Raw genomic sequence first — 10,653 nt, 5'->3', positions numbered from 1 at the left:
CTCGTTGATGGCTGCGACCAGCACGGTCGCTTCGTAGCGGACGGCGAGCTTGTCGTATCTCGTGGCGACAGCGCGGTGGCGTTTGAGGCGGTTGATTCCGCACTCCACCGCGTGGCGCTCTTCGTAGTCGGCCTTGTCGAACGTGGGTGGCCGGCCCCCGTGGGAACCGCGCTTCTTGCGGTTGGCGATCTGGTCGCGTTTCTCCGGGATCGTGCAGCGGATACCGCGCTTGCGCAGGTAGGCGCGGTTCGCGCGGGAGCTGTACGCCTTGTCGGCGCGAACCCTGTCCGGCCGGGTGCGGGGGCGGCCGGGCCCGGGGACGACGCCTGCGCCTGGGCCGGGGGAGCGGCGGGCGCGGCGACGGGGGGCGCGGGAGGCGCAGCGGGAGCGGCGGACACAGTGTCAGCGGGCGGCTGCGTCGGCAGCGCCGCCGGGACCGGGCCGACCTCGTTCTCGGTGCTCACGGCTGTTCTCCTCGGATATGCGTTGTATGCCGTGCGTACGGTTACGGCTACGGTACGTACGACGACCGTCATGATGGACACAGCTTTTCCCACCGGGTGTCAGGCCGCCGTAAGCAGCGGCCGTTCCCGGCCCGGCGGATGGCACGATAGCCCGGTGACCGATCTCCGCGCGATCCAGGTCGTGGCTCACCGGGGAGCGTCCGAGGACGCCCCGGAGCACACGCTCGCCGCCTACCGGAAAGCCATCGAGGACGGCGCGGACGCCCTGGAGTGCGACGTACGCCTCACCGCCGACGGCACGCTGGTCTGCGTGCACGACCGCCGGGTGAACCGCACCTCCAACGGCCGCGGCGCGGTCTCCGCGCTGGAGCTGGCCGACCTCAGGACCCTGGACTTCGGCAGCTGGAAGGCGGAACCGGGAGCCGGACGCGCCGGCGGGGCGCGGCGGCGCCCGTCCGCGGAGCTGCGCTCCCTCCTCGACGCGGACGCCGAGGCCCCCGACCGCTTCGACGGCGACCCGGACGAGCTCAGCCGCGTCCTGACCCTGGAGCGGCTGCTGGAACTGGTCGCCGACACCGGCCGCCGGGTGGAGCTGGCGATCGAGACCAAGCACCCCACGCGCTGGGCGGGCCAGGTCGAGGAGCGCCTGGTGGAGCTGCTGGACCGGTTCGGGATGCTGTGGCCCGAGCCGGGCGAGCCGTCCCGGGTCCGCGTCATGAGCTTCTCCTCGCGTTCGCTGCGCCGGATCCGGATGGCCTCGCGCGATCTGCCGACCGTGTTCCTGATGCAGTACGTCCTGCCCCGGCACCGCGACGGCCGGCTGCCGGCCGGGGTGGGGATCGCCGGTCCGGGCATCCGCATCCTGCGCGCCAACCCGGGGTACGTGGAGCGACTGCACGAGGCCGGGCACCGGGTGCACGTGTGGACGGTGAACGAACCCGAGGACGTCGAACTGTGCGTACGGCTGGGCGTCGACGCCGTCATCACCAACCGCCCGCGGCAGGTACTGGCCCAACTCGGGCGCTGCTGAAGGGAATAGGGGCGATCGCCCGTCCCGGGCGGTGTGCACCGGCGCGTTCGGAACCTGTCCGATCGTTGTGTGTGCCCCAAGAGATCGCAGTTGGCCGGTTTCCGGCCCAGAACCAGAGGGCATCCATCCCGTGGCGTGGGGTGAAGGAGGTCTCGGGGGTGGCGTTGGTGGTGGCCCAGGAGGTGCCGACGTCCTCGACCATGGCCTTGCCTCATGGTCCGGCGGGCGTGGCCGAGGCGCGGCGCAGGCTGCGCAAGGAACTGTGCGCGCACGGGGTCGCGGACCCGGCCGTCGACGACGCGGTGCTCATCCTGTCGGAACTGCTCAGCAACTCCTGCCGGCACGCCCGGCCGCTGGGCGAGGACGCGCCGTCCTCGGGCGGCAGCGGCATCAGGGCCGCCTGGCGGATCGACGAGGACGGCCTGCTGACGGTGGAGGTCACCGACGGCGGCGGGCCGACCCGCCCGCTCCCGGCCAGTCCCTCGCTCACCGCCCGCGGCGGCCGCGGGCTGGGCATCGTACGGAACCTGTCGCTGCGCTGGGGCGTGCGCGACGCCCCCGGCGAGGTCACGGTGTGGGCGATGCTCGCGGTGCGCAGCCGGCACGCGCGACGCCACGACCTCGCTCCCCAGCTCGACATCCCGATCGACTTCGCGGACCCCTTCGACGACCTCCCGTAGGCCCCACCGGGCAGTTGCCCGGCCCGCACGGGCGCGACCTCCGATGAGGGCGGACGGCGTGGCGCTAGGCTCACGGCCGGAACACCGCCGTTACCGGGAGAGATCGAGCCATGGCGAAGAAGCGCCCGACGAAGACGAAGGCCCCCGCCCGTCCGCAGATCACCGACGGGGAGATCCCCGCGGTCGGTGCCCGGGAGCCCTGCCCGTGCGGCTCGGGGCGGCGTTACAAGGCGTGCCACGGCCGTGAGGCGGCACACGCGGTGACGGAGCTGGTGCGGCGTCCGTTCGAGGGCCTGCCGGGCGAGTGCGACTGGGTGGCGCTGCGCGAGCTGGTGCCCGCCGCCACGGCCGAGTTGACGCTCAAGGACCCGCTGCCCGAGGGCGTGCCGTCCGTCACGCTGGCGACCGTGCTGCCGATGGCCTGGCCGGGGCTGCGCCGCGACACGGGCGCGGTGCTGCTGGGCCTGCAGAACGACACCGCCTCCGGGGACATCAGCCGGGACCTGGCCGACACCCTGCTCCGCTCGCTGCGGGCCGAGCCGGGCAACCCGGTGGGCGGCGAGCGCCCGGCGCCCGACGGTCCGCGGCTGCAGGATCTGCTGGACCTGGGCGCAGCGTTCGAGCCCGTGGTGCACACCGGCTTCGAGTTCTGGCTGGAGCACGCGGAGTCCGCCACCGGTGAGGTCGCCGCCTCGCTGGAGCGGGCGAACGCCGCCGTGATCCCGACCGTTCGGCTGACCGGCGTCGACGCGGCGTACTGGTGCGAGACCCCGGAGAAGAACCACCTGCGCTGGGTCATGCCGCACCCTGAGGAGCAGTTGCTCGACGCGCTGGCCCGGCTGCACGCCGCGGGTGCCTCGTCGCTGGGCGAGGACACGCGGCTGGTGGGCTCGTTCCGGGCGCACGGGCTGGTCGTCCCGGTGTGGGACCTGCCGACGGGCGTTTCGGCGGACGAGGTGGAGAAGCCCGCGGCGGCCTTCGGCGAGCGGCTGGCCGAGGTGCTGGAGCGGACGGCCCCGCTCACGGCGGACGAACGGCGGGCGCGCAACGGTTTCACCAACCGGCAGATCACTTTGAGCTGACCGGTCTCCCGCGCCGGCAGCCGCAGTTCGGGCCGTGGTCCCGGCCGGACGATCCCGTCGGGTGATCCTGGTCACAGCCGCTGCCGGCCGGGCCCGGAACCCGGGCCTGAACCCGTACCCCGGATTTGCGTACGGGCGAAGTCTTGTTACCGTTTGAACAGTCCGGTCGCTGGTGCATCCCCCGTCGCCAGCGACCGGACGTTTCCATGTCCGGGTCAGTGCGCGGATCCGCTGCGCAGCAGCGGGTGTTCCCCGTCCCGCTCGGCGATCTCCGCCACGGCCGTGTACGGCTCCGCCGCCCCCTCCACCGTCGGCTCGCGCGGCGTCTCGCAGTTCCCGCTCCCCCGGTCCGCGGTGATGGCGCACCGCACCTGCACCGTGCGGCCGTCGGGCAGCATGAGGGTCAGCACACCGTCCAGGGGCCGGCCCGTGGCGTTGCTGTAGTACGTGCGCGCCCAGGTGTCGCCGTCCTCGCCGATGGTGCAGGTCTGCGCCTCCAGGCCCTGCGGTGAGGTGAGTTGGGGACCGCAGGATGCGGTCTGGCGTCCTGATCCGGCCAGCTTCGGCAGGCTGTCGAAGACACTGGAGTCGCTTGACAGCGGCTTGCCGTCGCTGATGGCCGTCGTCACGTCCACGGGCACGGCGGGGAGGACGGGCCCGGCGGTGGCGCCGGTCAGGGGCAGCATCGCGGCGACCGCCACGACCGTGGCGAGGGTGGCCATCCGCAGTTTCGGCGCACGCATCATGCACAGAACATAGCGGGAGAAACGGACATGGAGCGGGGGCCGTTGCCCGTTCCCAGGGCAACGGCCCCCGCTCTTACCCGAACGAGTGACGACCGACCGCGGCGAGGCCGTCACGCACCTCCTACGGGCCCCGCCACGGGGCACCGCTCAGTACGAGAGCCGACTGCCGTCCGGCGCCGTGCGCCCCGCCTGCACCAGGGTGTCGACGACCACCCGCACACTGGGCAGCCACGGTGCCCGGTCGCCCGGGTCCACCACCGGCCGCCGGACCCAGCGCGCCCCCGCGGTGCCGCCGGATCCGGCGGGGGAGGGCGGCAGGAGCAGGTAGCCGCCCTCGCCGTGGTACCGCAGCGAGGTCGGGACCCATTCGTGGCGGTCGAGCAACTCGCCCAGTTCCTCAAGGGAGTACGGCTCCACCAGTACCGCGAGGCGCGTGGGGGTGGCCACGACCGGGCCGGTGCGCACCCCCAGCTTGTCGAAGACGCCCAGCGCCCGTGCCCCCGCGACGGCCGGCAGGCTCACCGCCGAGACCCGGTCGCCCGTGGCGAGCACCAGCGGCTGGTCCGGCCGCCGCGTCCACCACCAGCGGACCATCCGTGGATCGCGGGTCGCCGCGAGCAGGCCCGGATCGTGCGGATGGGCGCCCGGCACCGGACAGTCGGGACGCAGACAGGCGCATTCGCCGCCCGCGTCCGTACCGGCTCCGGGTACCACGGGCCAGTGCCACCGTTCGGCGCAAGTGAGCGCCGCACGCAGCAGCTCGGGACTGCTCTTGCGTCGCTTTCCGAGGATCTCGCGCATCTGCGCTCGTTCCTTTCCGTTAGCGCTCAGGGATCTGCCCATGACACAACGTAATCTGGAACACACCGCTTACAAGGCAGCGCATCACGTCTCGAGCCGAGCGTGGAACCTGGCGGGGGGTGGCGCACACTGGCGCTTGTTCGTCCTGCGGAGTGCTGGGAACTGCTGCGTGTGCTTGCGTTTGCTGCTCTGTGCGGTCCCGCCGGCCGTGCAACAACCCCGCCACGGGGAGGGAGGGTCGGCCGTCTCCATCTACGACGCCCTGGCAGGGCGCCGGGTTCCTGAGGCCGCCAACTCCCATCCCGTACGTACCCACTGCGACGGATATGACGCGCTGTCGAACCCCTTCAGTCGACAACTAATTGTGGCACGCGGTGCCCTTTTTCGGCCATAGTCCAGCATCTCCTCGGACTCGCCGACACCAGCCCATCTACCTGGGCAATCCTGGACACACCCACGAGTAGGCGGTAGAAGGGAATCCCTTGACAGCGGCGCAGCACGAGCTTGGGGGTTTGCAATGCTATTGACGGAAATGCGCTGCTCTGCGGAGGCGTCGCCGCGTCACGACGAAGAGCGTGAAAGCCGGCGGCCATGAGCGCGGCGCGCCTACCGAAAGTGGCCGGAATCGACCCACCCATTCCGGCACCGGCGCACACTGCCTCCCCCACGGTCGAACAGCAATGCCCTCCGGGTGACCCGAACGCGCATCCCGGGACGCCGGATCCGGCCGACCGGCCCGCGGCCGCCCAGGACAGGCTGGCCTCCTGGGTCTCCGATCTGAGCACCCTGCACGAGCTCACCGGGCGGCTGGCCGGGACGGCGACGCTGCAGGACGCGCTGCGGGAACTGCTGCGCGCCGGCGGCGCCTTGGTCGGCGCCCGGCGCGGTCTGGCCGCCGTTTCCCCCGTCGACCGGCTGGGTCCGGCCACCGTCGTCGGTCTCGGTCTCGGACCGGCCGAGCTCGGCGCGCTGGAGACCGTCCCGCTGCCCGCCGTACCCGAGGCGGTGCCCGCGGAGGAGATCCACACCGACCTGTGCCGCGAGCCCGGGATCGGCCGGCGCCACCGCGAGGTCGCCCTGCGCCTCGGCTTCGGCGCCAGCTACGCCCTGCGCCTGTCCGCCGGCTCCACCGGCCGGCTGGGCTCGGCGCTGTGGTTCTTCGACGAGCCCGCCGAGCCCGCCGAGCGCCGGCGCCGCCTCATCGGCCTGTACTGCCAATACGCCGCCGAGCATCTCGCCCGGCTGCTCGAACTCGACCGAAGCCGCGCCACCGTCGCCACGCTCCGCGAGGAGCTGCTGCCGACCCGCCTGCCGCGGGTGCCGGGGGTCCGGCTGGCCGTGCGGCACCGCCCGGCCGCCGGAGGCGGCGGCGACTGGTACGACGCCCTCCCGCTGCCCGAGGGGGCACTGGGGCTGTCGGTCGGCGGGGTGAGCGGCGGCGGCATGAGCGCGGTCGCCGCGATGGGACGGCTGCGGGCCTCGCTGCGGGCGTACGCGGTGATGGAGGGCGAGGACCCGGTCGCGGTCCTCTCCGACCTGGAGCTGCTGCTGCGGCTGACCGAGCCCGCCCGGTCGGCGACGGCGCTGTTCGCCTACGCCGAGCCGGCCGCCCGGAAGGTCGTGGTCGCCGGCGCCGGGCACTGCCCCCCGCTGGTCGTCGGCGCGCACCGGGTCGAGTACGTGGAGACCTCTCTGTCCGCGCCGCTGGGCATGCTCAGCTGCTGGGAGGCGCCCAGCGTCGAGTTCCGGGCGCTGGCCGGCGAGACCCTGCTGCTCTACACCGACGGCCTGCTGCACCGCACCGGCGATCCCGTCGACCGCGCCTCCGCCCGCCTGCACGCGGCCGCGGCGTCCGCCCCGCGGACCGCCCGGGACGACCCGGCGCAGCTGGTGGAGCACGTCCTGCACACCATGCTCCCCGACGACCACGAGGACCCCCACCCGACCGAGGACGTCGTCCTGCTCGCCGCCCGCTTCGACTGAGCCCGGGCGGGACCGCCGCCGGCCGTCTTCCGCGCCCACTTACGATGGGGTGGTCTACAGCGAGGAGGCACGACGTGGTCGAGGACCGCGCTCCGGAGACCCCGGAAGGCGACGAGCCCATCAAGCAGCGGAAGAACGGCCTGTACCCGGCCGTCTCCGACGAGCTCACCGAGGTGATGAAGTCCGGCTGGGCCGACACCGAGCTGCGCGACCTGCAGCCGATCGAGCAGGCACCGTACGCCGCCAAGCGGCGCGCGGCGCTGTCCGCCCGCTTCCCCGGCGAGCGGCTGGTGGTCCCGGCCGGCAACCTGCGCACCCGCGCCAACGACACGGACTACCCCTTCCGTGCCGCCAGCGAGTACGTGCACCTCACCGGCGACCAGACCCAGGACGCCGTCCTGGTCCTGGAGCCCAACGGTGACGGATCTCACGACGCCACCGCGTACCTGCTCCCCCGCTCCTCCCGGGAGAACGGCGAGTTCTGGCTGGACGGCCAGGGTGAGCTGTGGACGGGCCGCCGCCACAGCCTGACCGAGGGCGAGGTCCTGCTGGGCCTGCCGTGCGCCGACGTCCGCGAGGTCGCCGGTGTGCTGCGCGAGGCCACCGGCCCGGTCCGGGTCGTCCGCGGCTACGACGCCGGCATCGAGGCCGCGCTGACCGACAAGGTCACCGCCGAGCGCGACGCCGAGCTGAAGGAGTTCCTGTCCGAGCTGCGGCTGGTCAAGGACGAGTGGGAGATCGGCGAGCTGCAGAAGGCCTGCGACTCCACCGCCCGCGGCTTCGAGGACGTCGTCCGGGTGCTCGACAAGGCCGAGGCGACCTCCGAGCGCTACATCGAGGGAACGTTCTTCCTGCGCGCCCGCGTCGAAGGCAACGACGTCGGCTACGGCTCCATCTGCGCGGCCGGCCCGCACGCCTGCACCCTGCACTGGGTGCGCAACGACGGCCCGGTCCGCTCCGGCGACCTGCTGCTGCTCGACGCCGGCGTGGAGACCCACACCCTGTACACCGCCGACGTCACCCGCACGCTGCCCGTCAACGGCACGTACACCGACATCCAGCGGAAGATCTACGACGCCGTGTACGACGCCCAGGAGGCCGGCATCGCCGCCGTCCGCCCCGGCGCCGCCTACCGCGACTTCCACGACGCCGCCCAGCGCGTGCTCACCGAGCGGCTCGTCGAGTGGGGCCTGCTGGAGGGCCCGGTCGAGCGCGTCCTCGAACTCGGCCTGCAGCGCCGCTGGACCCTCCACGGCACCGGCCACATGCTGGGCCTGGACGTCCACGACTGCGCCGCCGCCCGCACGGAGACCTACGTCAACGGCACGCTGGAGCCGGGCGTGGTCCTCACCGTCGAGCCGGGCCTGTACTTCCAGGCCGACGACCTGACCGTGCCGGAGGAATACCGGGGCATCGGCGTCCGCATCGAGGACGACATCCTCGTCACCGAGGACGGCAACCGGAACCTCAGCGACGGCCTGCCGCGCCGCTCCGACGAGGTCGAGCGGTGGATGGCGGCCCTCAAGGGCTGACCCCGCCAACCAGATGGACGGCCGGGGCCGCACGGATCTCCGTGCGGCCCCGGCCTCCGTGCGTCAGGAGACCTTGAGCAGCGAGTCGTCCCGCCACTTGAGGATCTTGTCGAAACTGACCACCGCCCCGTGCCCGGGACGGTTGTGGAAGTGGACGTGGTCCACCAGGGCCTCGATCAGGAAGAGTCCGCGCCCGTGCTCGGCGTGCTGGTCCTTCTTCGCCAGCGGGCGTACGGAGTGGTGCGTACGGCGCAGGTCCGGAGCGAAGCCCGGGCCGGAGTCCGCCACCTCGATGCGGCAACGGTCGCCCTCGATGCGGGCCGTCACCCGGTACTCGCCGTGGGCGGCGTGCTCAACGGCGTTGGCACAGGCCTCGGTGAGGGCGACGGACAGGTCGTAGGAGATGTCCGGGTCCACCCCGGCCGTCTCCATCGTCCCCAGCAGGAGCCGGCGGGCGAGCGGAACGCTCGCAGCCTCGCGCCGCAAGTGGAGGGACCACCAGATGCTCATGCTCAGCCTCCTGGCTGCGGCTCGACATACCGATACGTATTGCCCCGAAACACGGTCGGTAAGCGTGGCGTTGACGTGATGCCAGCCATACGGCGGATGCCCGCGCTCCACAGGCGGGTGTAGGAACGGCACCGGACGCCATAGCACAGACCGGCGTGTTCCGGGCCCCGCCGTTCGCAAGACGGGTGCGCGGTGAGAGGATGACGCCCGTCATGTCTTCTCCCGTGCGCGCCGGCGCCGATCTGCGACTGCTGCGGGCCGCGGTGTTCACCGCGGTCTGCGTCGTGTTGTCCGCGGGCGCGCACATGCTGGCGTCGGGGCACGGGGTACCCGGCTGGACGCTGGCGGCGGGCTGGCTCGCCGTCTTCGCCTTCGCCGTCCCGCTCGCCGGGCGGGAGCGCTCGACGCCCGCCATCGCGACCGGTCTCGCCGGCGGACAGCTCGTGCTGCACGTGCTGTTCAACCTGGGCGGGATCTGCGGCGGCGGGGTGGCCGAGATCGCCGGACGGCTGCTCTGCGACGAGCGGACGACCGAGCTGCCCGCCCACGTGCACACCGCGGCCGGAGCCGGCCACATGGCGGGCATGCCCGGGATGGCCGCGATGCCCGGCATGTCCCCCGTGACCGCCGAGAGCACGATGCTCTCCTACAGCCTTCCCATGCTGCTCGGGCACGCGGTCGCCGCGGTCACCGCCGGCTGGCTGCTGCGCCGCGGCGAGGCCGCGCTGTGGCGGCTGGTCGCGCTGTCGGTCCGGGGGCTGGCCGAGCTGTCGGGCGGCGCCCTGCGCCATGTCGTCGCGCTCGTACGCCTGCTGCTGACGGGCAGCCCGGCCGCGCCCTGCGCCGTCCCCGGCGCGGGCCGCACCGACGGCTCCGCCCCCGTGCCGCACACGGTGCTGCTACGGCACAGCCTGGCCCGGCGCGGTCCGCCGGCGCACGCCCTCGCGGCCTGAACGCGACCCGCTCCACCGACGTACGAGGGCGGGGTCGCGCGCGCCGCACGCGTGCCATCCGCCACTTTTCCTCCGTCACCGTGGAGTCTCCGCATCATGAACACCGTCATGCGCCGCGCCACCGCCCTCGCCGCCGTCACCGGGGCGGCCGTGCTCGCCACCGCCGTCCCCGCCTTCGCGCACGTGAGCGTCCAGCCCGGCAACGCCGCCAAGGGCGGCTACAGCACGGTCGCGTTCAAGGTCCCCAACGAGGACGACAAGGCGTCGACGATCAAGGTCGAGGTCAACCTGCCGGCCGACCACCCGCTCGCCTCCGTCTCCGTCCAGCCGGTGCCCGGCTGGACGGCGCAGATCACCAAGACCAAGCTCAAGACCCCGCTGAAGACCGGTCACGGCGACCTCACCGAGGCCGTCACGAAGATCACCTGGAGCGGCGGGAAGATCAAGCCCGGCGAGTTCCAGCAGTTCCCGGTCTCGCTGGGCCCGCTGCCCGAGGACACCGACCAGCTGGTCTTCAAGGCCCTCCAGACGTACGACGACAAGGAGGTCGTGCGCTGGATCGAGGAGCAGCAGAAGGGTGAGGAGGAGCCGGAGCACCCGGCGCCCGTGCTGACCCTGGCCGACGCCGCGGACGACGGCCACGGCCACGACGCCTCCACCTCGGACGACAAGAAGGACGACGCCAAGGCCGAGCCCGTCTCGGCCACCGGCGACGCCGCCACCGAGAAGGCCGCCTCCGCCGACGCCAGTGACACCACGGCCCGGGTGCTCGGCATCGCCGGCATCGTCGTGGGCGTGCTCGGCGTCGCCTTCGGCGTGGTGGCCGGCCGCCGTCGCGGCACCGGAACCCCGTCCGCCTGACGCACCATCGC

10 protein-coding genes and 1 pseudogene are annotated in these 10,653 nt (G+C 73.1%); 7 read left to right on the top strand and 4 right to left on the bottom strand.

The features are described from left to right. Positions 1-309 (bottom strand): annotated as a pseudogene (locus tag PV342_RS11615) (transposase); the annotation flags it as partial. Positions 310-618: 309 nt separating this feature from the next. Between PV342_RS11615 and PV342_RS11610 the strand changes: the two are divergent. The 3 genes from PV342_RS11610 (at position 619) to PV342_RS11600 (ending at position 3,256) form a co-directional block, all read left to right on the top strand. Next, positions 619-1,494, top strand: coding sequence for a glycerophosphodiester phosphodiesterase (locus tag PV342_RS11610; protein ID WP_018558227.1), 876 nt, complete (start codon positions 619-621; stop codon positions 1,492-1,494). Between the two features lie 158 nt (positions 1,495-1,652). Then, positions 1,653-2,174 (top strand): ATP-binding protein, encoded by a 522-nt coding sequence (locus PV342_RS11605; protein ID WP_500316860.1) that lies wholly within the window; start codon positions 1,653-1,655, stop codon positions 2,172-2,174. A gap of 110 nt (positions 2,175-2,284) precedes the next feature. Then, the gene (locus PV342_RS11600) at positions 2,285-3,256 is read left to right on the top strand and encodes a DUF5926 family protein (protein WP_386989901.1); all 972 of its coding nucleotides are present in this window, start codon (positions 2,285-2,287) and stop codon (positions 3,254-3,256) included. Positions 3,257-3,471: 215 nt separating this feature from the next. Here the strand turns inward: PV342_RS11600 and PV342_RS11595 are convergent, their stop codons facing one another. Together PV342_RS11595 and PV342_RS11590 are read right to left on the bottom strand one after the other, a co-directional pair. Continuing rightward, entirely contained in the window at positions 3,472-4,002 is a 531-nt protein-coding gene (locus PV342_RS11595) for a hypothetical protein (protein ID WP_400799570.1), read from the bottom strand. 147 nt (positions 4,003-4,149) lie between these two features. Continuing rightward, a complete protein-coding gene (locus PV342_RS11590) occupies positions 4,150-4,803 on the bottom strand; it encodes a bifunctional DNA primase/polymerase (protein ID WP_361002465.1) in 654 nt (217 codons plus the stop codon). A gap of 615 nt (positions 4,804-5,418) precedes the next feature. On the opposite strand from PV342_RS11590, the gene PV342_RS11585 reads away from it, so the two are divergent. After that, the gene (locus PV342_RS11585; RefSeq protein WP_400799574.1) at positions 5,419-6,786 is read left to right on the top strand and encodes a PP2C family protein-serine/threonine phosphatase; all 1,368 of its coding nucleotides are present in this window, start codon (positions 5,419-5,421) and stop codon (positions 6,784-6,786) included. A 74-nt stretch (positions 6,787-6,860) separates the two neighbouring features. Next, a complete protein-coding gene (locus PV342_RS11580) occupies positions 6,861-8,318 on the top strand; it encodes an aminopeptidase P family protein (protein WP_391576870.1) in 1,458 nt (485 codons plus the stop codon). Positions 8,319-8,381: 63 nt separating this feature from the next. Here the strand turns inward: PV342_RS11580 and PV342_RS11575 are convergent, their stop codons facing one another. Next, entirely contained in the window at positions 8,382-8,828 is a 447-nt protein-coding gene (locus PV342_RS11575; protein WP_018558220.1) for an ATP-binding protein, read from the bottom strand. 212 nt (positions 8,829-9,040) lie between these two features. Here PV342_RS11575 and PV342_RS11570 point away from each other — a divergent pair, with 212 nt between their 5' ends. Together PV342_RS11570 and PV342_RS11565 are read left to right on the top strand one after the other, a co-directional pair. After that, positions 9,041-9,781, top strand: coding sequence for a hypothetical protein (locus tag PV342_RS11570; RefSeq protein ID WP_500316858.1), 741 nt, complete (start codon positions 9,041-9,043; stop codon positions 9,779-9,781). Between the two features lie 96 nt (positions 9,782-9,877). After that, positions 9,878-10,642: a YcnI family copper-binding membrane protein gene (locus PV342_RS11565; protein ID WP_361002476.1), complete on the top strand. Its 765-nt coding sequence runs from the start codon at positions 9,878-9,880 to the stop codon at positions 10,640-10,642. The last annotated feature ends 11 nt before the right edge of the window (positions 10,643-10,653 follow it).

It is taken from the genome of Streptomyces sp. PA03-3a (assembly GCF_033792735.1).
Classification (GTDB): domain Bacteria; phylum Actinomycetota; class Actinomycetes; order Streptomycetales; family Streptomycetaceae; genus Actinacidiphila.
This window is presented reverse-complemented; position numbering and strand designations above follow the sequence as displayed.

Excerpts from the sequence above, each read along its gene's own strand:
- PV342_RS11600 (WP_386989901.1), top strand. The coding sequence starts at position 2,285 with ATGGCGAAGAAGCGCCCGACGAAGACGAAGGCCCCCGCCCGTCCGCAG.
- PV342_RS11595 (WP_400799570.1), bottom strand. The coding sequence starts at position 4,002 with ATGATGCGTGCGCCGAAACTGCGGATGGCCACCCTCGCCACGGTCGTG.
- PV342_RS11590 (WP_361002465.1), bottom strand. The coding sequence starts at position 4,803 with ATGCGCGAGATCCTCGGAAAGCGACGCAAGAGCAGTCCCGAGCTGCTG.
- PV342_RS11575 (WP_018558220.1), bottom strand. The coding sequence starts at position 8,828 with ATGAGCATCTGGTGGTCCCTCCACTTGCGGCGCGAGGCTGCGAGCGTT.
- PV342_RS11570 (WP_500316858.1), top strand. The coding sequence starts at position 9,041 with ATGTCTTCTCCCGTGCGCGCCGGCGCCGATCTGCGACTGCTGCGGGCC.
- PV342_RS11565 (WP_361002476.1), top strand. The coding sequence starts at position 9,878 with ATGAACACCGTCATGCGCCGCGCCACCGCCCTCGCCGCCGTCACCGGG.